The 24,517-nt window shown below is 63.9% G+C and carries 17 protein-coding genes; 10 read left to right on the forward strand and 7 right to left on the reverse strand.

What is annotated here, in order from left to right; genetic code table 11:
* Nucleotides 1-216: 216 nt before the first annotated feature.
* The 3 genes from BM177_RS04770 to BM177_RS04780 form a co-directional block, all read right to left on the reverse strand.
* On the reverse strand, nt 217-1,161 hold the full coding sequence (locus BM177_RS04770) for an electron transfer flavoprotein subunit alpha/FixB family protein (protein ID WP_091678958.1): 945 nt from the start codon (nt 1,159-1,161) through the stop codon (nt 217-219).
* Nucleotides 1,161-1,907: an electron transfer flavoprotein subunit beta/FixA family protein gene (locus BM177_RS04775; protein WP_091678963.1), complete on the reverse strand. Its 747-nt coding sequence runs from the start codon at nt 1,905-1,907 to the stop codon at nt 1,161-1,163. The genes BM177_RS04770 and BM177_RS04775 overlap by 1 nt, the downstream gene beginning before the upstream one ends.
* Before the next feature lie 197 nt (nt 1,908-2,104).
* Nucleotides 2,105-2,878 (reverse strand): hypothetical protein, encoded by a 774-nt coding sequence (locus BM177_RS04780; RefSeq protein ID WP_091678968.1) that lies wholly within the window; start codon nt 2,876-2,878, stop codon nt 2,105-2,107.
* 283 nt (nt 2,879-3,161) lie between these two features.
* On the opposite strand from BM177_RS04780, the gene rcdA reads away from it, so the two are divergent.
* Entirely contained in the window at nt 3,162-3,698 is a 537-nt protein-coding gene (rcdA, locus tag BM177_RS04785; RefSeq protein ID WP_342028890.1) for a protease adaptor protein RcdA, read from the forward strand.
* 219 nt (nt 3,699-3,917) lie between these two features.
* On the opposite strand, the gene rpmE is transcribed toward rcdA, so the two are convergent.
* On the reverse strand, nt 3,918-4,148 hold the full coding sequence (rpmE, locus tag BM177_RS04790) for a 50S ribosomal protein L31 (RefSeq protein WP_091678974.1): 231 nt from the start codon (nt 4,146-4,148) through the stop codon (nt 3,918-3,920).
* A gap of 324 nt (nt 4,149-4,472) precedes the next feature.
* Here rpmE and BM177_RS04795 point away from each other — a divergent pair, with 324 nt between their 5' ends.
* Complete coding sequence (locus BM177_RS04795) at nt 4,473-5,768, forward strand: adenylosuccinate synthase (RefSeq protein ID WP_091679557.1); 1,296 nt, start codon at nt 4,473-4,475, stop codon at nt 5,766-5,768.
* A 44-nt stretch (nt 5,769-5,812) separates the two neighbouring features.
* Nucleotides 5,813-7,438: a hypothetical protein gene (locus BM177_RS04800; protein WP_091678979.1), complete on the forward strand. Its 1,626-nt coding sequence runs from the start codon at nt 5,813-5,815 to the stop codon at nt 7,436-7,438.
* Between the two features lie 63 nt (nt 7,439-7,501).
* Here the strand turns inward: BM177_RS04800 and pbpC are convergent, their stop codons facing one another.
* Nucleotides 7,502-9,595 (reverse strand): penicillin-binding protein 1C, encoded by a 2,094-nt coding sequence (pbpC, locus tag BM177_RS04805; RefSeq protein WP_175492499.1) that lies wholly within the window; start codon nt 9,593-9,595, stop codon nt 7,502-7,504.
* A gap of 35 nt (nt 9,596-9,630) precedes the next feature.
* On the reverse strand, nt 9,631-14,862 hold the full coding sequence (locus tag BM177_RS04810) for an alpha-2-macroglobulin family protein (protein ID WP_091679562.1): 5,232 nt from the start codon (nt 14,860-14,862) through the stop codon (nt 9,631-9,633).
* A 479-nt stretch (nt 14,863-15,341) separates the two neighbouring features.
* Here BM177_RS04810 and BM177_RS04815 point away from each other — a divergent pair, with 479 nt between their 5' ends.
* From BM177_RS04815 to phoB, 4 genes are all read left to right on the forward strand, one after another.
* The gene (locus BM177_RS04815; RefSeq protein WP_091678987.1) at nt 15,342-16,388 is read left to right on the forward strand and encodes a lysylphosphatidylglycerol synthase domain-containing protein; all 1,047 of its coding nucleotides are present in this window, start codon (nt 15,342-15,344) and stop codon (nt 16,386-16,388) included.
* Nucleotides 16,389-16,690: 302 nt separating this feature from the next.
* Nucleotides 16,691-17,749, forward strand: coding sequence for an ATP-binding protein (locus BM177_RS04820; protein ID WP_091678990.1), 1,059 nt, complete (start codon nt 16,691-16,693; stop codon nt 17,747-17,749).
* Between the two features lie 375 nt (nt 17,750-18,124).
* On the forward strand, nt 18,125-18,838 hold the full coding sequence (gene phoU, locus BM177_RS04825; protein WP_091678994.1) for a phosphate signaling complex protein PhoU: 714 nt from the start codon (nt 18,125-18,127) through the stop codon (nt 18,836-18,838).
* A gap of 32 nt (nt 18,839-18,870) precedes the next feature.
* The gene (gene phoB / locus BM177_RS04830; protein ID WP_244532118.1) at nt 18,871-19,584 is read left to right on the forward strand and encodes a phosphate regulon transcriptional regulator PhoB; all 714 of its coding nucleotides are present in this window, start codon (nt 18,871-18,873) and stop codon (nt 19,582-19,584) included.
* A gap of 168 nt (nt 19,585-19,752) precedes the next feature.
* Here the strand turns inward: phoB and BM177_RS04835 are convergent, their stop codons facing one another.
* Nucleotides 19,753-20,283, reverse strand: coding sequence for a GcrA family cell cycle regulator (locus BM177_RS04835; protein WP_091679000.1), 531 nt, complete (start codon nt 20,281-20,283; stop codon nt 19,753-19,755).
* Between the two features lie 651 nt (nt 20,284-20,934).
* Between BM177_RS04835 and BM177_RS04840 the strand changes: the two genes are divergently transcribed.
* From BM177_RS04840 to BM177_RS04850, 3 genes are read left to right on the forward strand one after another with little or no spacing between them, the layout of a single operon-like run.
* Complete coding sequence (locus BM177_RS04840; protein WP_091679003.1) at nt 20,935-22,152, forward strand: aspartate aminotransferase family protein; 1,218 nt, start codon at nt 20,935-20,937, stop codon at nt 22,150-22,152.
* On the forward strand, nt 22,152-23,108 hold the full coding sequence (argF, locus tag BM177_RS04845; RefSeq protein ID WP_091679007.1) for an ornithine carbamoyltransferase: 957 nt from the start codon (nt 22,152-22,154) through the stop codon (nt 23,106-23,108). Before BM177_RS04840 ends, argF begins: the two co-directional genes overlap by 1 nt.
* Nucleotides 23,105-24,106, forward strand: a complete 1,002-nt coding sequence (locus tag BM177_RS04850) for an Hsp33 family molecular chaperone (RefSeq protein ID WP_091679011.1) — start codon at nt 23,105-23,107, stop codon at nt 24,104-24,106. The genes argF and BM177_RS04850 overlap by 4 nt, the downstream gene beginning before the upstream one ends.
* Nucleotides 24,107-24,517 lie beyond the last annotated feature (411 nt).

The raw sequence follows: 24,517 nt of genomic DNA on the forward strand, positions 1-24,517 counted from the left end.
GATGAGCCTGCCCGGTTGATTGAGGGCGAGGCAAACGCGGGATTTCATCCGATTGTCTGACCGGACCGCGGCGGATTCGACGCATCCGCCCTTCGTTCTAGACCAGACTTCGAATAATTCCAATCGGGCCGAAGCATTTCCCGCTGGCTGATCCGGTTCAGCGCATCTCCGGCGCGCCCGCTATGGGAGACGAACGGCAAATGGGGCGGTTCGGGCCTATCGCCCGAGCTTCTCCAACTCCTGGTCAAGCGCCGGCAGCACTGAAAACAGATCGCCGACAAGGCCAAAATCGGCAACCTGAAAGATCGGCGCGTCTTCGTCCTTGTTGATGGCGACGATGACTTTCGAATCCTTCATGCCGGCGAGATGCTGGATCGCGCCGGAAATCCCCACGGCGATGTAAAGATCAGGCGCGACAATTTTGCCGGTCTGCCCCACCTGCCAGTCGTTGGGCGCATAACCCGCATCGACGGCGGCCCGGGACGCGCCCATTGCTGCGCCAAGGCGATCCGCCACGGGCTCGATCAACGAGGAAAAATTCTCCGCGCCCTGCATGCCCCGGCCGCCGGAAATGATGATTTTGGCGGCGCCGAGTTCAGGCCGGTCGGATTTCGCGAGCGCCTCCGCCTTGAACGCCGAAACCTCAGGACCTGGAACAGCGCCGATCTGCTCGATCGCGGCTGATCCGCCTGCGCCCGCAGCCGGAAACGAAGCGGTTCGCACGGTGATGACCTTGATCGGGTCGCTGGACCGCACGGTTTGAAGGGCGTTGCCCGCGTAAATTGGCCGTTCAAACGTGTCGGGCCCGACAACCTTGACGATGTCTGAAATCTGCATCACGTCGAGCAAGGCGGCGACCCTTGGCGTCACGTTCTTCGCCGTCGACGTCGAGGCCGCGACGATCGCCGAATAATGACGCGCCAGATCGACGATGAGGGCGGCGAGCGGCTCGGCCAACCCGTGAGCGTAAAGGGGGGCGTCGGCGACCAGAACTTTCGCGACGCCCTGAAGGTTGGCCGCCGCTTCCGCCGCCGCGGCGACATTCTCGCCCGCGACGAGAACATGGATGGGTTCGCCAAGCGCGGCGGCCGCCGTCAACGCCTTCGCGGTCGCCTCGTTCAGGGCGCCGTTTTGCGTCTCGGCGAGGAGCAGCACACTCATCAGATGACCCCGGCGTCTTTGAGCTTGGCGACAAGTTCGGCCGCGGAAGCGACCTTGACGCCGGCCGCGCGGGCCGGCGGCTCGACGGTTTTCAAAATGGTGAGGCGCGGCGCGATGTCGACGCCGAAATCAGCGGGCGTTTTTTCCTCGATCGGCTTCTTCTTGGCTTTCATGATGTTGGGAAGCGATGCATAACGCGGTTCATTGAGGCGGAGGTCGGTCGTGACGATGGCGGGCAGGCCGAGAGTCACGGTTTGCGACCCGCCGTCGACCTCGCGCGTCACATCGACCTTGCCGTCTCCGACTTCGACCTTGGAGGCGAAGGTTCCCTGACCCCAGCCGAGCAGCGCGGCCAGCATCTGGCCGGTCTGGTTGCAATCGTCGTCGATCGCCTGCTTGCCGAGAATGATCAGACCGGGCTGCTCCGAGTCCGCCACGGCCCGCAACAGCTTGGCGACGGAGAGCGGCTCGACGACCTGGTCGGTCTTGACGAGAACGCCGCGATCCGCGCCCATCGCCAGCGCGCTTCGGATGGAATCGGCCGCCGCCGCGGGGCCGATCGAGACCACGACGACCTCGGCCGCCTTGCCCGCTTCCTTGATTCGCAACGCCTCCTCGACAGCGATTTCGTCGAAGGGGTTCATCGACATTTTGACGTTGGCGAGGTCAACGCCGGACCCGTCGGGCTTGACCCGGATCTTGACGTTGTAATCGACGACACGCTTCACGGCGACGAGAATCTTCATCCAAGAGCTCTCTCATTCTTCATCCAAGAGCTTTCTTATAAAGAGATCCGCAAAACTGACGATCCGCAAATCCTGGAGGTTCAACCCGGCGGACGGAAAAATTAGGTAGTCGCGCCGATCCGTCAAGTCAACCGAACTTGAGCTTGAGGTTGAGCCGCGCTCAAGGGTTTTCCGACCGTCGGCCACTCTGATGGCCTTCAGGCGGCGCTGGCCGGAAACGGAGTCGTTGGCTTCGTGACGGCCGCGCCGTATCGGGAGTGAGGCGCGCCCTGGAAATTGTAGGCCCCGACATGCGTGAGTTTGCCTTCGGTGTCGAGCCAGATCTTGCCGCCGATGTCCCGCCATTTCTGGCAGAATCCGAAATCCTCGCTGACGTAGGTGTTGGTGTCTTTGTCGATCATACAGTCGAAGAGAGCGTAGTTCGCTTCGCCTTTTGCGTTGGAATAGGCATGCGCGCCTTTGTAGCGGCTTTCCGGATAGGCCGCGATCATCCGTTCGACCACATGGCGCTTGATCAACATGAAGCCGCCGCCGCAGTAGATCGCGGTGGCGAAGCGTCCCCTGCGCTCCTGCTGATCAGCGGGGCAAAGGGTTCCAACATAAAGCAGCGGCGCGCTCGCGAAGCTCTCGGCGGAATTCGCCGCGCGCAGCATCGCGGCGTTGCTCCAGTCGATCACCTTCAGGGGGTAGATTCCGGCGACGAAATCCTCGTCGAAGTTCAGCATGTCCTGAACCTGGCTGGCGTCGAAGGCGATGTCGGCGTCGATGAAAAGAAGATGCGTCGCCTCCGGCGTGTTCAGAAACTGGGTGACGAGCGTGTTGCGGCTGCGGGTGATGAGGGAATCGTGGCCAAGCAAAGCGAGCGCGACGTCAAATCCGCCGCCGCCCGAAAATTGGAGAAGTGCGAGGATCGATTGCATGTAGTGCTGGGAAACGAGCCCGCCGAAGCAGGGCGTTGCGATAAAAATCATCGGCCGTCGTCCGGTTTGCGTCATGTCCGTCCCTTGTTGACCATCTGGGCGTCCTGCGACCCGAAAGTTCGGACCGTCCGGGATCAGCTTTAGTCTTCTGAACCTGCGCCAGGCATGCTCGTTTCGTCGGACAAGGGCAAACGCAAGGCCGGATAAAAGGCCGGATATTAAGCTTAACGGAAGGTGAATCACCACCCGGACCGGATCGGGGCTATGATGTCTTTGTGCCGCTCGCAACTTCCTCTGCGCGGCGTTTTGAAGGCGAAGGCGCGCGATGGTTCAAATGGCGGTTTCCAGTAAAGACAAGATGGTGTCCTTCGGCGAAAGGCTCGCGGCCTCGGAGCAATTTCTGGCGCTGTTCCGGGAAGGCATGGATCTCGTCGCGGCGGCGGCGGCCTATCTTGACGGAGAGGGCCGCGAACAGGCCAAGCTGCTGCCGCGCGAGGCGGCGCTGTCCTACGCTGTCGAAAGCATGCGCCTGACCACGCGGCTGATGCAGGTCGCGTCCTGGCTGCTGCTGCAACGGGCGGTCAACGAAGGGGAATTGAGCCGGGCCGAGGCGTTCGCCGAAAAGCGCCGCGTGCGGTTGACGAGACAGAACGCCGCGGTGGCGGGCGCGGCGTCGGCGGATCTGCCGGAGCGGCTCAGCGAACTTGTCGAGCTTTCGCTGCGCGTGCAGGCGCGCATTATCCATCTCGACCGTTTATTCTACAAATCGCGCGAGAGCCGCGCCGCGGCGATTCTGGCGGCAAGTCCGGTTCAGGGCCAGATCGCTCTGTTGCGCGAAGCCTTCGCGGAGGTCCGTTCCTCCGCCATGTAATATGTTCGTCGCCCGGTGTGGTTCGGTTCCCGGCGACCTTCGTCCCTGCCTCTTTCACGGAGTGCTGAGGACGCGGCCTTTCAAGGCCGGCGATAACTTTCCAAGGCGGCGCTATTTTTCCCAGGCGTTGATGACCGGTGCGGCCGGCGGCTTGCGGAGACGCCGCAGCCGGGCCGCCATGCAACCGCCCTCGTTCCGACCGACGCCGAACGGAAAAACCTATTTCTTGCCGAACGAAAGTCCGCTGAAGCGCGAATTGAATCGCGACAGGCGTCCGCCCCGGTCCAGCAATTGCTGAGAGCCGCCCGTCCAGGCCGGATGGGTTTTCGGATCGATGTCGAGATTAAGGGTCGTCCCCTCCGAACCGTAGGTCGAACGGGTCTGAAACTCGGTCCCATCCGTCATAACGACCTTGATGAGATGGTATTGCGGATGAATATCGGGCTTCATCGTCAAATCCTTTTAGCGAACGCTTCGGCGCCGCGCCGCCGTCTCCGGCAGCGCCAAGGCTCGAACATCGTCAAAGAGCTGGAGTTGAACGCTTCATATCCCAGCCCATGATGAGACACAAGACCGGACGCGACACAAGACCGGGGCGGAACTCCGCGCCCGCAGAGGCGCGGCGCTTTGCTCCAGCGGAGCTTTACTCCAGCGGAGCTTTACTCCATGAGCGCGAACGTGTACCCGTGCGGTTTTGGCACCCGGCGCTTGCGCCGGGATTATTTTTGCCCCAAGCGGATAGCGCGGTGGGGCGTGCAATCAAGCGACGGGCCGATGGCGAACGTAGTTGTGATCGGCGCTCAATGGGGCGACGAAGGAAAAGGCAAGATCGTTGATTGGCTTTCGATCGAGGCCGACGTCGTGGTCCGCTTTCAGGGCGGACACAATGCCGGGCATACGCTCGTCATCGGCAATGAGGTCTACAAGCTCGCCTTGCTTCCCTCAGGGATCGTGCGGCCAGGAAAGCTTTCGGTCATCGGCAACGGCGTCGTGCTCGACCCGTATCACCTCGTTGAGGAAATCGCCAAGCTCGGCGGTCAGGGCGTCCAGATTTCTCCGGCCAATCTGAAGATCGCCGAGAACGTCACGCTCATCCTGGGTCTGCACCGCGAACTTGACGCTCATCGGGAGTCCTCGAGCTCCGACGCGTTGAAGATCGGCACGACGAAACGCGGCATCGGCCCAGCTTATGAAGATAAAGTCGGCCGCCGTGCGATCCGCCTCATGGACCTTGCCGAACCAGCGCTGCTCGACCAGAAAATCGCCCGCCTTCTCGCCCATCATGAGCCCTTGCGGCGCGGCCTTGGTCTTGAACCCGTTTCGGCCCGCGCCATACGCGACGAACTTGATTGCATCGCACCGAAGGTGCTGCCTTACATGGCGGCGACCTGGGAATTGCTCGAGGAGGCCCGGCGCGCTGGAAAACGCATCTTGTTCGAGGGCGCGCAAGGCGCGCTTCTCGATGTCGACCACGGCACCTATCCCTTCGTGACCTCGTCGAACACCGTCGCGGCCAGCGCCGCGACCGGGTCGGGCCTTGGCCCCAAGGCGATCGGTTACGTACTCGGCATCGCCAAGGCCTATACCACGCGGGTCGGCGGCGGTCCCTTTCCCACCGAATTACTCGACGCCATCGGCGAAAAGATCGGCGACCGGGGGCGCGAGTTCGGAACGAACACGGGACGGCGGCGCCGGTGCGGCTGGTTCGACGCCGTCCTGGTGCGCCAGACTGTCAAAACCTCCGGCATCGACGGGATTGCGCTGACCAAGCTCGATATTCTCGACGGTTTCGAGGAGGTCAAGGTCTGCACCAGCTACCAGCTCGACGGCCAGCGCATCGACAGGCTTCCGGCCAGCCAGGCCGCGCAGGCGAGGGTTGAGCCGGTGTATGAAACAATCGCCGGCTGGGACGGCGTCACCGCAGGCGCCCGTTCCTGGGCGGACCTTCCGGCGCAGGCTATCAAATACGTGCGGCGCATCGAGGAGCTGATCGAAGCTCCGGTGACGCTTCTCTCGACAAGTCCGGAGCGGGCCGATACGATTCTCGTGCATAATCCTTTCCGGGACTGATTGCGCCGGACGGACGGATGGTCAGGCAATGATTTGGACGCGCGATGGCTGACTATTACCCGCTGCTCGCCAGGGCTGTAGCCGCTTTATCGGATTCCACCCCGGAGTCGCGCGCCGCCATCTATGCCCGCGCCCGGAACGCCTTGCTGGGTCAGCTCAGAAGTCTCGATCCGCCCGTGCCGGAAGCCGACGTCGAACGGGAAAGCCGCGCCCTGCAGGACGCGATCGCGCGCCTCGAGATCGAATTCGCGCCTCCGTTCGCGAGCGATCCGGCCGTTGAAGACGCGCAACCGATTGCGCCAGAGCCGGGACCGGGTGAGGAGCGTCCGGGACAAATGGGCGGTCCCGAGCCGGAGAGGCAAGAGCAGGGCCGGACCATTCCGGGCCCGATGACGCCGACGCCGACGCCGACGGAACAAGGCGAGCGTCCTTCGCTGCTCTTCAAGGTCCGGCGGGATGCGCCGAGGCCCTCTCCTGAGACGCCGGAGAGCGCGGCCGGGCTTTTGGCGACGTCCGCCAAACAGCCGAGATGGCCTCGCGGACGAGACGCATTGGCGCCGAAACCGGCCGCACCAGGCGAAGCCGGACCGGGCGGGATTTTCCCTCGCGAGCCGGTTTCGAACGACATTCCCCCCGAGCCAGATGCTTCCGAGCGCGAAAAGTCGCCCTCCGCACCGGGAGCCTTCGCGCCAGGAGAGGCGCCGCTGCGGTCCGGGGCGGACGAGGCTGAACCGATCGAGCCCGGTTTGGAGGGAGCGGGTCGCGAACCTCCCGAGGTTTCGCCCGAAGGATCAGCCGCCGACGCCGCCGAGAGGAGCCGTCCCGAAGCGCAGCGCCCCGTCGCGCCGCAACCCCCGCAGGATTCTCCCGCGCCGAAACGCGGCTGGATTGTCGCGGCGATCGTCGCCGTCGTCGTCGCTCTTGTCGCGATCGCGGCCATCAAGCTCAAGGATCACCGCGAGGATCTTATCGCCAGAAGTCTCGCCCCGGCGCCCGCGATTGAATCGGGGTCGAGCGGAAAGATAGCCGATCGCATCGGGGCTGGCGACGCGAGTCCCGAGGGCCAGTCGCCGGCCGAGCCTTCCGATGCGGACGCCGGCGGCGCTGAATCGTCCGTCCCTCCGTTCGTCGCGCCTCGGGCGGCCCTGCTTGTGCGCGCTCCCCAGGACAACGCCGAGGTCAAAACCTATCAGGGCACCGTGGTCTGGAAGGTCGACAACGTCAGCAGCGGTCCCGGCGCGCCCCTTTCCACCGCGGTCCGCGCCGAGATCGACATTCCCGAGCAAAAGGTCGAGGCGGTGATGACGCTGCAGAAAAACGATGACGCCACCTTGCCCGCCTCGCACACGATGAAGCTTCAGTTCGTGTTGCCGCGCGGGAGCGAGTGGCGAGGCGTTCAGCAGATCAAGGTGCCGCAAATGCGGCGCGAGGGCGCCTCGACAGGCGAGTCCCTGAAGGGAGTTCCGGTTCCGATCGTTGAGAATTCGTTTCTGGTCGGCCTCAATGGCGGCGCCTCGGAGGCGGCGAACCTTGATTTGCTGCGTTCGCGCGAATGGCTCGATATCCCGATTCTGCTCGGCAACGGCTTCATCGCCAAGCTGACGTTCGAAAAAGGCAAGACCGGGCAGCGCGCGATCGATGACGCCATCGCGGCCTGGCGGGCGCAGTAGAGCGCTTTCCGATCGGAATATGCTCTAAAGGGACGGAACGTCGTTTCTTGAAGGTTGAGCGGCTTATTCCAGACGCACCAGAACGCTGTCGGTCGCGCCCGCGGCGTCGATAATGGACACCCGGGCGAAGCCTGCTCCATCCGGGATCCAGCTCGTCTGCCGGCGCGGGTCCGGTTGGCCAAGGGGCGCGCCATTGACGATCCAGGTCAGGGGGGGCACCCCGCCCTCGGCCTTGAGGGCGAGTCGCGCGTCTCCGGACGCCGGGCGGCTGAGGCCGAGATCGACGCGGGCGCCGTCGGGCGGAAACACGATTTTCAGGGGCGCCCCCACCGATCCCCGCGCGTTTCCCGCCGCATTCGCGCTGAAACGCCGCAGCGGAGGCGGCAGGGCCGAGGTCCGGCTGATCAGCACATTGGCGGGCGGCGGCGGAAAGTCATGTCCGCCGCCAAGCCGCGCGAACGCGTCGAACAAAACCGGCGCGGCGACCTGGCGCCCGACAAGCCCCGGCACCGCGCCGTTGTCCGGACGGCCAATCCACACAGCGATCGTGTGCGCCTTGTCGAAGCCGATCGCAAACGCGTCCCTGTATCCGTAGGACGTCCCGGTCTTGTACGCGATCTGCCCGGCCGGCGCATTGAGCGGAGGCGCCGCGCCGCGGAGAATGTCGGCGACATACCAGCTTGCCACCGGCTCGCTAATCCGGCGGGGCTCGGGTTTTGGAAGAGCGGCGTCGGATTGCAGTTCGATGAGCGCAGGCACACTCCCGCCGCGGGCGAGACCGGCGTAAAGCGCCGCCAGATCGCGGAGTTTCACCCCAAGCCCGCCGAGGCCGACCGCAAGGCCAGGCGCCGCCTCATCGGAAAGGGCGATCGCGGCGCCTGCGTTGCGCAGCCTCGCCAGCAGCCGCGCGGGTCCGATCTCAGCGAGCAGTTCGATGGCGGGCAGGTTCAGCGACAGCTGCAAGGCTTTTCGAGCGGTCACGGCGCCCTGAAACGAAAGGTCGAAGTCTTGCGGCGCATAGGCGCCGTAGTGAGTCGGCCGGTCGTCCAGCAGCGTTTCGGGATGGGCGGCGCCCGTTTCGAACGCCAGCGCGTAGATGAAGGGCTTAAGCGTCGATCCGGGGGAGCGGATGGCCGCGGTCATGTCGATCGACCCGGCGCCTTCCTGAGAAAAATAATCGGCCGAGCCGACATGGGCGAGCACCTCGCCGCTGGCGTTGTCGATTGCGAGGATCGCGGCCGAAAGCTTTGGTCCGACCCGCTGCGCGCTTTCTTTCGCCAGCGTCTCGAAGGAGGCTTGCAGCCTCGCGTCGAGCGTCAGGCGGTGGATCTGCTGGCCGGGCGCGCGCCGGATCGCGGCCTCGCTCGCATGAGGAGCCAGCGTGGGAAAGGCCCTGCGCAGCGTCGAAACCGCGTCGAGCTTGGCCAGCTCGCATTCGGCGGCGCTGATCAGTCCGTGCGCGCGGACGCGATCCAGCACGAGGTTGCGGGCGGCTCGGGCCGCCCCGGGGAAACGGTCGGGACGCCGTGTTTCGGGGGATTGGGGCAGCGCGACGAGCAGCGCCGCCTCCGAAATCGAAAGACGTTTCGGCTCCTTGCCGAAATAGGCGAGGCTGGCGGCCCTGATCCCTTCGAGATTGCCGCCGTAAGGCGCCAGGGACAGATAGAGATCGATCACCCCGGCCTTGCCGACGCGCTGTTCGATTTCGACGGCGCGCACAATCTGGCCGAGCTTGGCGCCGAGCGATCGCTCCTCGCGCGGCTCGAGGAGTCTTGCGACCTGCATCGTCAGGGTCGAGCCGCCCGACACGATGCGGCCATGCCCGATCCATTGCGCCGCCGCGCGGTGGAGCGCGAGAACATCGACTCCGTGATGCTCGGTGAACCGCTGGTCTTCATAGGCGATCAGCATGGCGATGAAGCGCGGATCAACCTCGGCTCTTAACGCCGGAAGCCGCCAGCGGCCTTCGTTCGTGGTGAAGGCGCGCAACAGCCGTCCGTTGCGGTCGACGACGACCGCCGACCCATGGCGCGGCGCGCTGAGGTCGAGCGGGCCGAGCGAACGCCTATAGTTGAGCCACGCGGCGGGAACGGCGAGCCCGGCGAGAGCCAGCGCCAGGGCCGCGAGCGCGAAGCGGCGATGCGATCTCACTTTCATCCGCCCTCGTTCATCGGTGACGGCCTGATCATGGGTCATTGAGGGGCCGCGATATCTGCCGAGCCGAACGCGGTCCGGCCGAACCGGTCCGGGCGGTACATGTCCTCGATGGTCGCCGGCGGCAGAACGTAATGTCCCGGCGTTACGGCGCGCACGATATAGGCGACGCTGAACGTCGCCTTGTCATGCCCGTCGCGGGCGAATGCGGCGACGAAGCGGTCGTCGCGATATTCCGTGTGCGCGGGCGCGACGGACGGCTTGACCCAGGCGAGCGACTCGATCGAGCCGCCCTCGAAAAGCGCCGGATTGTCGATTTCGAGCCCCGCCGGCAAGCGGTCCACCAGCATCAGCCGGGCGAAGGCGGCCTCGTTCTCGGTGACGGTCAAGGCGACGACGAGACGCTGGTTCTGCCTGAGCGCGGCCGGATCGATCTTCTTTCCGTCCATCGTGTAATAGGTCCGCTCAATCGAATAGCCCCGGCTCGCCGCAGGCTCGGGGGCGAGCGGATTGCCCGACACGGTGACGCTGATCTGGGCGGGCGCCTGGCCCGCGTTGCCGATGGTCACGGTTTTCTTGTCGAGCGCGGCCGCGCGCCAGGATTTGTAATATGAGCCCTGACGCGCCTCGCCGTTGATGGTCAGCGCCGTGGTTCCGGCCTCCCTCGCGAGCGCCTCGGCGGCGAGCACCATGAAGGCGTTCTCCTGCGTGCTGGTGAGGGCGGTCTTGGCCCGCGCGTCCTCGACGACTTTCGACGCCTGGAAGATTTCCGCCGCCGGCATTCCGGTTTCCGCGGCGAGCGCGAGCAGTCCCGCGCCGTCGCGAAGCCGCGATCCGTAATCCGGGCTGGAATAGAGCGGATTGCCCATCGCGCTCAAACGCTCCGTCGCCTTGTTGAAGACGGTTGCGGCCCGCCCGCGGTCCCCCAGCATCGCGAGCGCGGCGGCGAGCTGGGCGCGGGAGAGGGCTGAATCGAGCCGGTCGATCTTGGTGTCGGCGAGGTAGCGCAAGTCGCCCATCACCGGGCGTCCGTTTCTGGCGAGGACATAGGCGGCATAGGCCACCGGCGCGCCCTCGCCGGCGCCGATCTCGCTGCTGTTGGCGAGCAGATTGCGCAGCCGCTCCAGCGCGGCGTCGAACCGTTTTTGCGGCACGGCGAAATTGTTCTCGCGCGCGCGGGTCAGAAAGTCGGTGACGAAGGCGTGAAGCCACATATCCTCGCCGTCGCTTGACGACCAGAGCCCGAAGGCGCCGCTCGAATCCTGCCGGGTCAGCACGCGCTCGATCGCGTCGCGGACGCGGGCGTCGGCGTCGGGATCAAGGCCAAGCGACTCGGCCTTGGCGAGCTTGTTCACATAAAGCAGCGGCAGGGCGCGGCTGACGATCTGCTCCGTACATCCGTAAGGGTAGCGGTCAAGCGCCTGGAGAAGGGCGGGGACGTCGACGCCGGCGAGCGGAGAGGCGGCGACAAAGACCGCTCCGGTCTCCGCTACGAAATCGGTCAGGAGATCGCTAGAAATCGTCAGGCTTGTTCCGGGAGCCAAAGTCCGCACCGAGCGGCGGTACAGTTCGGACGTTCCCGGGCTCACGTTGAGCGCCAGGGTCTGCGGAGCGTCGAGGCTCGGCCCCGTCAGAGTGACATCGATCGAGCCCGGGCCGACGGATGCGGCCTTGATCGGGATCGCCGCCGATTGCCGCGCGCCCGCCGCCAGCTTGAACTTGCGATGAGCCGCGTCCGGCGCGATGGAAACGGCGCCCTTCGCCGCAACATCGAGCGCATATTCGCCGGGCTTGCCTTCGACATTGTCGATCTGGACAAAAAATTGTGAAGCGTCGCCGAGGGAGAGAAAGCGCGGCGCGCTCGTCTGCACGACGACCGGATCGCGCACGATCACGTCGGCGCTCGCGCCGCCGACCTTGGCCCTGGTCCAGGCGGTCGCCATCAATCTCAGGGTTCCATTGAACGCCGGCAGATCGAAGGTCACTTTCGCCTTGCCGTCTGGTCCGGCCTTGACGAGTCCGGAAAAGCGCGCCAGCGGCTCCTGCGTCGGCTTCTCGGCGCTAAGGTCGGCTCCCGCGTCGCCGCCGGACCGGATCGCGCCGCGCGCGCCCTGCATCCCATCGATCAAAAGACCATAGAGATCGCGGATCTCGGCGCTCAGCTGCCTCTGGCCGAAGAAATAGGCGCTGGCGTCGGGCGCTTCGTAACGGGTGAGATTGAGAATGCCCGCATCGACCCCCGCGAGGGTGACGAAGGCCTCCTCGCCCGCCGCGAGGCCTTTGATCTCGAGCGGGATCGTCAGGGGTTCGCGCGGGCGAGTCTTGGCCGGAGCGTCGATCCTGACGTCGAGTTTGTGGGCGGCGGCGTCGATCGAGAACCAGGCGAGCCCGATGGCCCGGCCGGGCATCCGGTTGGCCGCCTTGTCGAGCGGGCGGTGGACGATGGCGACCGCATAGGCGCCGGCCCCCCAGTCCGCCGAGATCGGGATGGATTTCAGCGTGTCGCCCTCTTTCACATCCACCGTCGTCAGAACGTTCAGCGCCTGGCCGAGGATGGCGATGGTTCCCGCTCCCTTGAACCGCGAGGCGATGCGCAGACGAAGGTCCTCGCCCGGCTTGTAGTTCGCCTTGTCGATGCTGACGTCGAGAAGATCCGGCGTCTCGGCGCTGGCCTCTCCGGACCAGCCGCTTTCGAAGCTGATGCTGGTCGGCAGATCCGCGCCCGTATCGCTCGAAAGATCGAGCCGGTACTGGCCGAGGCCGACCAGCGCCGAGATCTTCGCCGGCGCGTCGGGGACAAGGTCGATCTTGCCTTCGGCGACGCGTTTGGACGATTTGATCCGCTCGAATCCCCAGCGCCCGTCCTGCTTGTACCATTGGTAATCGTTGCTGATCCGGTACAGCGACCAGGAGACGCCCTTGCGCGTGGCGCGCGCGCCATTGGCGTCGACGGCGATGACGTCGAAACTCGCCGCGGCGCCCTCGCTGAGACTGGAGAAGTTTTTCTTGACGCCGATAAGGCCGCCCCTGGGCAGGATGGGCAGTGTCAGGGCGCGCTCAACGGCGCGCCCGCCAGGTTCGCCCGCGCGCAGGATGATCTTGGCGTCGAGCGGGCGGGAGGCGGCGGCCTCGGGAATGGGCGCGAGGAGTGTCGCCGCGCCCTTGCCGTCGGTCGTGACGCTCTCCTCGATCTCGTTGCTGAGGGTCTCGAAGGATTCGTCCTGCAGACCGGCGGAATAGCCTTTCAGCGCCGGCAGAAGCGACTCGTCCGCGCTGCGGACCTCGACCGTCCCGGTGACGTCGAGGTTCGCTCCGGGCGCTCCGTAGAGATAGCGCGCAAGCGCCGAAATCTCGACCGACGAGCCAGCCCTCACGGCCGGGGCGGCGGGCGTCAGCGTCAGTTCGAGGCGTTCTGGGACGTAATCCTCGACGAGAAAGCTGGTCTCGCCCACGGGAGCGTCTTTTGGATCGGCATAGGCGGCGATGCGCCAGGAGCCGGTCATGATTCCGGGCGCCAAAGGCATCGCCAGCGAGCGGCCGCCTTCGCCCTGGTCCTCGATCTGGACCCGCTTGTATTCCACCCCGTCGGGACGTTTGGCGACGAGCGTCAGCGGCAGGGCGCCGCGCGCAATCCCCGCACCGTCCCGCAGCAGCGCGGTGACATAGACGGTTTCGCCGGAGCGATAGACGCCGCGTTCGGTGAAGACGAGGGCGTCGAGCGCCGCGGCCGCCGGACGCCCCTTGACGCCCCTGTCGGTCAGGTCGAAGGGCGTCTGTCCAAGATCGAGGAAGCCGTAGTCGCCCTTGCCGTCTTCGGCGACGACCATGCCGGGCGCGAGACCCCCCGTCCCGCGAGAGAGGCCTGGATCGAAACGCGCGTGTCCCGCGTCGTCCGCATTCACCGTCGCCAGAACTTCATTGTTGCGGGCGAGAAGGCGGACCGAGGTTCCCTTGAGCGGCGCGGCGCTCGCCAGCGAACGCACGAAAACATTAACGCCGTCCCTGGCGTTGATCGCGGTGAGGCCGAGATCGGAGACGATGAACCATTGCGTCGCGACCGGCTGACCGCCGCCGTCGTCATCGCCGATCACCGGCGCGCCATCGACCGGCTTCGCAGTCATGACATAGACGCCGGGCTCCAGCTGGCCGACGGCTTCGCCGACTGCGAAGGCGGTGGTCACGTCGCGATTGAGTTCGGGGCTGGCGTCGAGCGTGCCGGTCCAGACCCGCGATCCGTCCGTGTCGATATATTGCTTGATCCGTTCGGACGAGAGCTGGCCGAGGAAATCGTCGGAGCGGACGGTCGGCAGAAGGTTCCGGTCGCCGATCCGCAGAATATCCACGGCGATCTTTTGCGTATTGACCGAGACGACGGGAACGCCTTCCTGGCCGACGCGGGGAAGCACATAATTCTTGCCGGTGAAATGAACCTGCGGAGAGCGGTCCCGCACATAGATTTCGTAATCGGCCGATTTCAGCAGCGCTTCTCCGACCGAGGACGGCAGGCCCTGGCGCAGGACGATCGCGTAGCTTGCGCCATGTTTGAGGCCTTCCACGCAAAGCTGCTGGTCCTCGGTCGAAACCGCGCCATTGGCCGCGCCGGAGACCGCGACGAAGGGCGCAAAATCCGCCTTGCCGCGCGCCAGGGGCTCCGAAAACTGGAAACAGACCCGCGGGGCGGCGGATTCGTTGTCCACCGTGTAGTTAAGAATCCGGAATCCGTGCTTCTCGCGCTCGTCGTCATAGACCTTCCGCACCGCGGCGGAATCGGCCAGATCGAGGCTGGCGCGGTAGGCGTTGAGCGAGGGCCGCCACATTTCGCGCGCGGCGTAGACTTCCCCGAGCCGCGCGAGGGCGATCGCCTGGTCCGGTTTCGAGGTCGAGCGTTGATAGGCGATATAGGCCGCCGTCGTCCCGGTTTGCTGGAGTTCGTAGCGATTGTTGTCGTTGTCGTTGGCGAGCGCCAGCGCCGCGCGCGAATAGGCGAGCCAACCGCCGGGGTCCTTTGGATTGACGGCGACGGCCGCGCCCAGCGCCGACAGCGCCGTCTTGGCGTCCGAGCGCGCGAGCGCCTGCTGCCCTTCCTTGCGCAATTGGGCGATGGGACGCTTTGCGGCGCCGCCCGCTTCCCGGATCAGCCGGTCTTCGAGGCGGATCGCTTCGCTGGCGAGATCCGCATCAACGAAAGTTGATGGCGGGCTTGACTGGGCCGTCGCCGGGCCGATCAGGGGAAAAAGCGCAAGACCAAGGACCAGGATCAGTCGGCGCATGTGTTTCCTCCCGGGACCCGATCGAAACCCGAGACGGTTGACCGGCCATTGGTCCGGAAGGTTCTCCAAAGCCATGTTTTGGTCAAGATCAATCCGCCCCTGCCGCCCTCTCGGCAAACAAAAGGGCGTGAGCGCGCCCGCAGGCGACGCCTGCCGGTTGCATCGCCGCGGCGTCTCCCGTCATTCGACGCGGCGCGGGAGGAGGCGGCAAGACCCTGAAGGCTCCGCATGACCACGCGCCGTTCCTCTCCCGGGCTCCTCGCGGCTTCATCCGGGGGTCTTGCTACCGTCGTGATAGCGCCGCATAACCGTTTCCAAGCTATCGAGCGCGAAACTGCGCCCCAGAGGGAGAGACCGCATTACGCTCGGCTGGGCGGCATGCGAGCAAGGATCGAGCATTGGATCAACGAACCTTCCATAATGACGCCCAGCCGGGGCGGGACGTCGGCGGCTTAAGCGCATTTGGACGGAAGAAGCTCATGATCGCGCGCAGTCTGGGACTCGAACATTCTTCGAGTCTCGACCACGCCGCGGTGGCGAGGCGGCGCTCGATTGCAAAGAAGCTCGCGACCGCGTTCAGCTTGGCCATAGCCGCCTTTTCGATCTATATTCTCGGGCGGACCTTTTCGGCGGTCAATTTCGCGGACCTCGCCGGAGCGATCGAGGCGACCAGCGCCGACCAGATCGCCGGCGCGGCGCTGATGACCGTCCTCTCGTACCTCGCCCTGACCGGTTATGACGCTCTCGCGCTGCGCCAGCTTCACGCCCGCGTCCCTTACAAGACCACGGCGCTCGCCTCGTTCACGAGCTATGCGATTTCCTTCACGCTGGGGTTTCCGCTCATCACCGCGGGGACGGTGCGGTACTGGATCTATTCGCAGGTCGGCCTGACGGCGAGCAAGGTCGCGAGCCTCACCGTCATCGCCGGGGTGACCTTCTGGTTCGGCATGATCTTCGTGATCGGCGTCGGCCTCGCGTTTCATGGCGAGGCGCTGAGCGAAATCAACCATCTGAAGCCCGCACTCAACGTGTTGATGGGCGTTGGGCTGATCGCCGCGATCATCGCCTATCTGGTCTGGGTCACGATCCGGCGCCGTCACGTGCGAATTCAGGGCTTTCGTCTCGAATTGCCAGGACTTGGCTTGACCGTCGGCCAGATCCTCCTTGGCGTCATCGACCAGTGCGCGGCGGCCGGCGCGCTGTATATTTTGCTTCCGCATCACAGCGAAATCGATTTTTTCACTTTTGCGCCGACCTATGTCTTCGCCTGCATCCTCGGCGTCGCCAGCAACGCTCCAGGCGGAATCGGCGTTTTTGAAGCGGCGATGCTGAAAGCGTTGCCGATGTCGCAGGAATCCCTGCTGGCCTCGCTGCTGCTGTTTCGCTTCATTTATTACCTTGCGCCGTTCGTCATCGCGCTGGCGTTTCTCGGAGCCCACGAAAGTTTCCGGCGCTGGAAGAGCCTGCGCGAGGCGATGCGCCAGAGCGAGGAGGAAGCCGCGGCTCTGCCGGACGAGATCGACTGACGGCGGCGCTGCGTCCAGCGAATTCAAGCGGTTCGCCTGGATGAAGCATGACCTGTCCGTAAGGGTTTTAAGTCATCGTACATTCATTTGTCGCGTCCATGCTTCATCTGACGAATCTTTTCATGGATATTCCGGGGCGATGAGCGAAGCGGCCCATCGCCGGTTACGACGCGCTTGAAAATCGGCGCTTGGAATCCGTTTGACGGAAGTCATTTTATGCATCGCTCTGGAAAGCATTGATTTGACCGATTCGGCCGCCCTGATCCCAGGTTTCCGAATCTTCGATCCCGGCGAGGAGGGTCATGAAGGACATTCAACTCACTCGCGACCGCGTCATTATTGGCAGGCTGATCGACGCGCTGCCTGAAGCGGTGATCGTGATCGGCGACGCCGACCGCATTCTCGCCGTCAACGCGCCGGCGCAGTCGCTTTTCCCGGCTTTGCGGCCGGATGATCTGCTGACGCGGGGCTTGCGCGCGCCCGATGTCCTCGACGCCGTGGCGCGGGCCCGCGCCTCAGGTCAGCCGGAACGGGCGACCTGGCTCGAACGCGTGCCGGTCGAGAGATATTTCGAGCTCAACGTCAATCCGATGGAGGCGCCGGAGGCGGAGCCGACCATGATCTTGACCCTGCATGACCTCAGCGAGGCGCGCCGGGTTGAGCGGATGCGGGTGGATTTCATCGCCAACGCCAGCCATGAATTGCGCACGCCCCTCGCCTCGCTTCTGGGGTTCGTCGAGACGCTGCAAGGCCCGGCGCGCGACGACACGAACGCCCGCGTGAGGTTTCTCGGCATCATGCGCGAACAGGCGCAACGGATGACGCGTCTTGTCGACGATTTGCTCTCTCTCTCGAGGATCGAGCAGAACCTGCATCTTCGGCCGCAAACGCCTGTCGATATGGTGTCGATCGTGCGCCACATCGCCGACACACTGGCGCCGATGGCGCGCGACAACGCCGTGACGCTCAATGTCGATGTGCCCGCTTCGCTCATGGTGGAGGGAGACCGTGACGAATTGCTGCGCGTCGTCGAAAACCTTGTCGAGAATGCAATCAAATACGGCGCCTGCGACCAGATGGGCGAAAACAGGTGCGTCGATATCGGGCTGCGGCCGCAAAAGCGCCATTGCGTGTTGACCGTCCGCGACTATGGTCCGGGGATCGCGCCCGAACATCTGCCTCGCTTGACCGAACGCTTCTACCGGGTCGACGCCGGTCAAAGCCGGGCCAAGGGCGGCACGGGCCTTGGCCTCGCCATCGTCAAACATATCGTCGCCCGTCACCGCGGCCGCCTCGGCATCGAATCCCTTCCCGGATTCGGCGCGACCTTCAGCGTCACGCTCCCTTTGCAGGGCGCCTGAGAGCCGCCCTCCGCCGTCATCAAACCGTCATTTCATTGACATAAGGCTCTCGTGACGAGAGCCTAAATTTCGGAGCGCAAAGCGGGACTTCGGCGAGGCTCCCTGTCCTTTGTTGAAGTCCGCTCCGCCAGAAGGCGATGTCCGGCCACAGGCTTGATTAAAGCCACGGTGAGGTCCGCTATGAACATGCCACGGACAGTTTGAAGGCCGCTGGTCCGTCCTCTTCCGCAGGCTGGCGGCGGCTCTGTATATCAAGCATGGTCGCGATCCAGCCGGGTGCCATTCTGCTCGACGAATGTTAGTGACGGAAGCGCGGACGCAAAATCACATGACCGACCGCCCCGGCTGACCGGGACGGCCTTCGAGGAAAATGAAATGTCGAACCATTCCGTCGCAGACTACGACAAGGAACTTGAAACTCTCGGCCAGAAGATCGCTGAGATGGGCGGCCTTGCGGAAAAAATGCTGTCGGACGCCATGGATGCGCTGGTCGATTTCGACACCAATCTCGCCCAGGCCACGATCAACCGCGATCCGCGTCTCGACCTGCTTCAGCGGGACATCGAAGAAAATGCGATTTTGGCGATCGCCCGCCGGGCGCCGATGGCCCTCGACCTGCGCGAGATCATCTCGGCCATCCGTATTTCCGGCGATCTCGAACGCATCGGCGACCTCGCCAAGAACATCGCCAAGCGGGCGATCAAGATCTCGACCGACGTGCGGATTCCGCGCGCGATCATCGGCCTGAAATCGATGCATGAATCCGCCGCGATTTTGTTGAAGGACGTGCTCGACGCCTATGCGCAGCGCGACGTCGAACGCGCGCGTTCGGTGTGGATGTTCGACGCCGAACTGGACGCGCTCGAAGATTCCATTTTTCGCGACCTTCTCACCTTCATGATGGAGGACCCGCGCCACATCTCGTTCTGCGCGCATCTCCTGTTTTGCGCAAAGAACATCGAAAGAATCGGCGATCACGCGACCAACATCGCCGAGACCGTCGTCTACCTCGTCACCGGCGAGTCGCTGCCGATCGATCGTCCAAAAGGCAAGACCCTGCTGTCCGATTCACCTTCAACCGTTGAATGACCATGACCATTGAAGCATCAGAGGCAAAAACAATGCGCTCCAACTCGGCGCCGCGCATCCTCGTCGTCGAGGACGAAGCGGCCCTGAGCCTGCTCCTTGCCTATAATCTGGAGGCCGAGGGTTTCACGGTCGACAGGGTGGAACGCGGCGATGACGCCGAAGTCAGATTGACCGAAACGATCCCGGACCTTGTCATCCTCGACTGGATGCTGCCGGGCGTCTCCGGCCTCGAAATCTGCCGCAGGATGCGCGCCAAGGAAGAGACGCGCACCCTGCCGGTCATCATGCTGACCGCACGGGGCGAAGAGAGCGAGCGCGTGCGCGGCCTCTCGATCGGAGCCGATGATTACGTCGTCAAGCCGTTCTCCGTTCCCGAGCTCATGGCGCGGGTCCACGCGCTGATGCGGCGTTCGCGCCCGGAACGCGCGGCCGGCGTGTTTTCAGCCGGCGATCTTGAACTTGATCGTCAGAACTGGCGGGTTCATCGCGCCGGACGCGACGTTCATCTCGGACCGACCGAGTTCCGGCTGCTGGAGCATCTGATGGGAAAGCCCGGCCGGGTGTTCTCGCGGAGCCAATTGCTTGACAGCGTGTGGGGCCTGTCGGCGGAAATCGACGAGCGCACGGTCGACGTCCATGTCGGTCGCTTGCGCAAGGCGCTGTCGAAAGAAGACGAAAGAGATCCGATCCGCACCGTGCGCGGGGCCGGCTACGCTTTCGACGAAACCTTCGGCAAATCCTCTTGAGGGCCGCCTGTTTCCTCTTCTAGAGCGCTTTCCGATCGCATGCAGTCATGCGATCGATCAGAAATCGCTCCAGAGTCAAAAGCTTGAGCATAGTCTTCTCGATTGGATTGATTCAATCCCATCGGAATATGCTCTAACGGCGGGGCGCCGCCCCGACCGTCGGGCCTGTCAGCCGGTTTTCTGGACGGGGCGCTGGCGTCGCCGATCTAGTTGAGGCTGATAGGCCACTCCCGCGTGGCACGCGCAATAAGGCCCGACGCCGGGGATCTTCTTGGCGCCGCAGAAGCGGAATTCCGACGCCGTCGGATCGCCGATTGGCCAACGGCACATCGACTCGCGCAAGTCCATGATAGTGACGGGTTCCGCCATCGCGACGACGACCTCCTTGTTGGGGGCGGGCGCGGGCGCCGCGCTCGCCATCGGCTGCATCGCCAGAGCCGTATTGCCTTGCACCATCGGACTCGATGGTCTCGGCGCCGAGGGGCGAGGCGTGGATTTGTGCTGGGGCCGGGGATGAGAATGAGCCGCGACCGTGGCCGAAGGGGTCTTCGCTCGGCCGGACAGGCCAAGCCTGTAGACTTTGCCGATCACCGCATTGCGGGTCAGACCATTGGCGAGTTCCTTGGCGATCCGGCTGGCGCTCATCCCTTGCAGCCACATGCTTTGCAGCAAATCTATTCGTTCGTCGGTCCAAGACATCGAGATCTCCTAGAATTCGCCGGAATTAAAATCATCGGTTCGGCGCTTCGCCCTCGTCCCGCGCCTTTATGGGCGGCTTTTGGCGCTCAACATCAACCCGTCAAATAAACCGGCCCGCTTCGCGGCGTTTCTGCTGCCGTTTCAAAAATCATTTCACCGTAAGTGCGGCCTTCGCCTCATCCAGTCTAGAGCGGTTTCCGATCGCATGAAGTCATGCGATCGCTCAGAAATCGCTCTAGAATCAAAGGCTTGAGCATATTCTTGTCGATTGAATTGATTCAATCGATCGGAATATGCTCTAGAACGCCACGCCGCCCCACCTTACGAGATCTCGTGGCCCACTTTCAAAAGGCTACACTAGCTGTTGAATCACGCGCAAGCCTCGCCGGGCCCTTCGGAAGGTTTTCAACAGAAGCTTGCTTCGAACTCATCTTTGGAGCGCCGGATATGCTTAAGTAACCTGTCTCAACCGGCTTGCTTGCGCTGGGCTGGAGCGTGACGGAAACGCGCCGGCCGTCATCAGCTTCTGTTTGATTTGACCGGAAGGGCATTGGCGCCTAAATTGATTTTGGACAGAGTTGCCGCCCCCTTGGGCGGCAATTTGATTTTTGAAGACCCGGCGGACAGCGCCTGCTCCAGGGAGGTTCAACGGTGGCATCCTCGCTGCTTCCCACCTATGCCCGGTACGACCTCGCCTTTGAACGTGGCGACGGCGCGTGGCTGACGGCGACGACCGGCGAGCGTTATCTCGATTTCGGCGGCGGAATCGCGGTTTCTTCGCTGGGCTACAGCCATCCTCATCTTGTCGCGGCTTTGGTCGAGCAGGGCGGAAAGCTCTGGCATACCTCCAACCTGTTTCAAATCCCTCAGGCCGAACGTCTGGCCGCGCGGCTGACTGCGGCGAGCTTCGCCGACTACGTCTTTTTCACGAATTCGGGTGCCGAAGCGATCGAGGGCGCCATTAAAACGGCGCGCAAATACCAATCCGCCTGCGGCCATCCGGAAAAGTTCAAGATCGTAACCTTCGCCGGGGCCTTCCATGGCCGCACTCTCGCGACCATCGCCGCCGCGGGCAACGCGAAATATCTTGAAGGCTTCGGTCCGAGGATGGAAGGCTTCGACAATGTTCCCTTTGGCGATCTCGACGCCGTCAAGGCCGCGATCGGGCCGCAGGCCGGCGCGATCATGATCGAGCCCATACAGGGGGAGGGCGGCATCCGCGTCGCGGCGCCAAAGTTCCTGCGGTCGCTTCGCGAACTTTGCGACGAGCATGGCCTGCTTTTGATATTCGATGAGGTCCAGACGGGCGTCGGCCGCGTCGGCAAGCTTTTCGCTTATGAGCTGTCGGGAGCAGTTCCCGACATCATGGCGATCGCCAAGGGAATCGGCGGAGGATTTCCGCTCGGCGCGTTCCTTGCGAGGCGCGAGGCGGCCAAAGGAATGACGCTTGGAACCCATGGGACGACCTATGGCGGCAATCCTCTCGCCACCAGCATCGGCGGCGCGGTGCTCGACGTCGTCCTCGCGGAGGGTTTTCTCGATCATGTCGTCTCGATGGGACTGAAATTGAAACAAGGTCTCGAGCGTCTGAAAGACTCCTATCCGAATGTGATCGCCGGCGTTCGCGGCGAGGGCCTGATGCTGGGCGTCGAGGCGCGGGGTCCGGTGGCCGACTTCGCCGCCGCCGCCCGGGCTGAAAGACTCATCATCATCCCGGCGAGCGATAACGTCGCGCGGCTGCTGCCGCCGCTGATCGTCAACGACGACGACGTCGCCGAAGGCCTCGAGCGGCTCGAGGCGGCTTGCCGGCGCATCGGGCGCGGCGATCTCGAGGCCACGGCGCTAAGCCGTAGCGGAGCTGCAGGGTGATGCTTGTCGAGGCGAAATGCGCGGTCCAGAAACGGCGGAGTTTTCTAGATCTTTCCGAAGTTCCGGCCGCCGATCTGCGCCGGATCCTTGATCTCGCCGCGGCTCTGAAAAGCAACCGGAGACAGGATCGCAAGGCGCCGCAGAAGCCTCTCGCCGGAAAGGTTCTGGCGATGATCCTCGACAAGCCGTCGACGCGCACGCGAGTGTCCTTTGACCTCGCGATGCGCGAACTCGGGGGCGACACCATCGTCCTGACCGGGCAGGAGATGCAGCTTGGCCGGGGCGAGACGATCGCCGACACCGCCCGGGTTCTGTCGCGTTTTGTCGACGCCATCATGATCCGCATTCTGGAGCACTCCGATCTCGTCGAGCTCGAAAGTAACGCCGCGGTGCCGGTCATCAACGGACTGACCAAGCGCTCGCACCCGTGTCAGGTCCTCGCCGACGTGATGACGTTCGAGGAGCATATCGGACCGATCAAGGGGCGGACGGTGGCCTGGACGGGCGATTCCAACAATGTGCTCACAAGCTGGATCCACGCGGCCGAGCGCTTCGACGTCCGGTTGAACGTCGCGACGCCTGCCGAATTCAGTCCGGCGCCGGAGCTCATCGACTGGGCCGACCGGTCAGGCGCGCGGGTCAATCTCTTTCGCGATCCGCGGGACGCGGTGCGGGGCGCCGACGCCGTGATTTCCGACTGCTGGGTCTCGATGGGAGACGAGGACGAATTGTTCCGGCAAAGCCGTCTCGCGCCGTATCAGGTGAACGCCAAGCTGATGGCGCTCGCGGCGAAGGACGCGATCTTCATGCATTGCCTGCCGGCCCATCGCGGCGAGGAGGTCACCGACGAGGTGATCGACGGACCGCAATCGGTGGTGTTCGACGAGGCCGAGAACCGTCTCCATGCGCAAAAGGGCATTCTCGCCTGGTGCCTTGAAGACGAGCCCGGCGCATGAACGATCCGGCGCCTCCGAGCCCTTTCGAACAAGGCGGCGCGCCGCAAACCCCCGCGTCGCGCCTCGTCTCCGACCAGAGCCCTGACGATACGGTGCTTCCTTTCGCGGTGGAGCCTCTCGACGTGCGCGGCCGCGTCGTCCGGCTGGGCGTCTCGATTGATCGTATTCTCGCCCAGCATAATTATCCGCCTCCCGTTGCGCGGCTCGTCGGCGAGGCGGTGACGCTCACCGTGCTTTTGGGATCGGCGCTGAAGATCGAAGGCCGGTTTCAGCTTCAGACCCGCAGCGACGGCGCGGTCGACATGCTGGTCGTCGATTTCGACGCGCCTGACCGGCTGCGCGCCTTCGCTCGGTTCAACCAGAAGAAGCTCGCCACAGCGGCCGGCGCCGAATTGCTTGGCAAAGGCCACCTCGCGTTCACCGTCGATTCCGGCGCCGAAGCCGCGCGCTATCAAGGGATCGTCGCCCTTGAAGGGCAGGGGTTCGAGGAAGCCGCGCATCAATATTTCCAGCAATCGGAGCAGATCCCGACGCGCGTTCGCCTCGCGGTCGCCGAAAACATGACGGGCTCCGGGACACATTGGCGCGCTGGCGGATTGCTTGTTCAGTTTCTGCCGAAGTCGCACGAGCGGCGGGGCCGGATCGATCTTGATCCGGGCGACGCTCCGGACGGGCTCCGGGTCGAACCTCCCCCCGAGGACGAGGCCTGGACGGAAGCCAAGGCGCTCGCCGCCACGATCGAGGATCACGAACTCGTCGATCCCACCTTGTCGAGCGAACGGCTGCTCTACCGGTTGTTCCACGAGCAGGGCGTCAAGGTGTTTGACTCCCGCGCCGTGCGCAATTCCTGCCGCTGCTCAAATGAACGCATCACCGGCATGCTGCGGGGATTCACGCCCCAGGAGCGCAAGGACATGATCGGAGACAACGGCAAGATCGGCGTCACCTGCGAGTTCTGCTCGACCTATCGTGAATACGACCCCGCTGATTTTGATTGATCTCTGATTGAAGAAGCACGCGATCAAAGTTTCTTTTCGAACGGCCTTCGTGGGGAGCCGAGGGGCAGCCATTGGACATTCCCGTCGCTATCCCGGGTCATAGCGAATCCAAAATCCTTAATAACTTCCCAAGGCCAAAACATAATTGGCGTGTAATGCAGGTCTATAGTCAGGTCGAGTCCGACCAAAGACGTTAAGATCTCTGTTGGAAATCCTTCCTTGTGATGCCCTTGGACTACGCTTCCGCAGTAAATGCTTTGCGGAATTTTTGACCTTATTTCTGTTATTTGATTGGTTATTGGCCAACTACTGAGACGGTAACGTCAGGCCAAAAAAGAAAATAAGAAATTGAAGCAGGTATAATTATGAATAATAATTTATACATACTATGTATCACTGATTTTAAAAATG

Origin of the sequence: Methylocapsa palsarum (genome assembly GCF_900114285.1) — a bacterium.
In the GTDB taxonomy this organism is placed as follows: Bacteria; Pseudomonadota; Alphaproteobacteria; order Rhizobiales; family Beijerinckiaceae; genus Methylocapsa; species Methylocapsa palsarum.

Coding starts and splice junctions, on each gene's coding strand:
- BM177_RS04770 (WP_091678958.1), bottom strand. CDS start 1,161: ATGAGTGTGCTGCTCCTCGCCGAGACGCAAAACGGCGCCCTGAACGAG.
- BM177_RS04775 (WP_091678963.1), bottom strand. CDS start 1,907: ATGAAGATTCTCGTCGCCGTGAAGCGTGTCGTCGATTACAACGTCAAG.
- BM177_RS04780 (WP_091678968.1), bottom strand. CDS start 2,878: ATGATTTTTATCGCAACGCCCTGCTTCGGCGGGCTCGTTTCCCAGCAC.
- rcdA (WP_342028890.1), top strand. CDS start 3,162: ATGGCGGTTTCCAGTAAAGACAAGATGGTGTCCTTCGGCGAAAGGCTC.
- rpmE (WP_091678974.1), bottom strand. CDS start 4,148: ATGAAGCCCGATATTCATCCGCAATACCATCTCATCAAGGTCGTTATG.
- BM177_RS04795 (WP_091679557.1), top strand. CDS start 4,473: ATGGCGAACGTAGTTGTGATCGGCGCTCAATGGGGCGACGAAGGAAAA.
- BM177_RS04800 (WP_091678979.1), top strand. CDS start 5,813: ATGGCTGACTATTACCCGCTGCTCGCCAGGGCTGTAGCCGCTTTATCG.
- pbpC (WP_175492499.1), bottom strand. CDS start 9,595: ATGAAAGTGAGATCGCATCGCCGCTTCGCGCTCGCGGCCCTGGCGCTG.
- BM177_RS04810 (WP_091679562.1), bottom strand. CDS start 14,862: ATGCGCCGACTGATCCTGGTCCTTGGTCTTGCGCTTTTTCCCCTGATC.
- BM177_RS04815 (WP_091678987.1), top strand. CDS start 15,342: ATGATCGCGCGCAGTCTGGGACTCGAACATTCTTCGAGTCTCGACCAC.
- BM177_RS04820 (WP_091678990.1), top strand. CDS start 16,691: ATGAAGGACATTCAACTCACTCGCGACCGCGTCATTATTGGCAGGCTG.
- phoU (WP_091678994.1), top strand. CDS start 18,125: ATGTCGAACCATTCCGTCGCAGACTACGACAAGGAACTTGAAACTCTC.
- phoB (WP_244532118.1), top strand. CDS start 18,871: ATGCGCTCCAACTCGGCGCCGCGCATCCTCGTCGTCGAGGACGAAGCG.
- BM177_RS04835 (WP_091679000.1), bottom strand. CDS start 20,283: ATGTCTTGGACCGACGAACGAATAGATTTGCTGCAAAGCATGTGGCTG.
- argF (WP_091679007.1), top strand. CDS start 22,152: ATGCTTGTCGAGGCGAAATGCGCGGTCCAGAAACGGCGGAGTTTTCTA.
- BM177_RS04850 (WP_091679011.1), top strand. CDS start 23,105: ATGAACGATCCGGCGCCTCCGAGCCCTTTCGAACAAGGCGGCGCGCCG.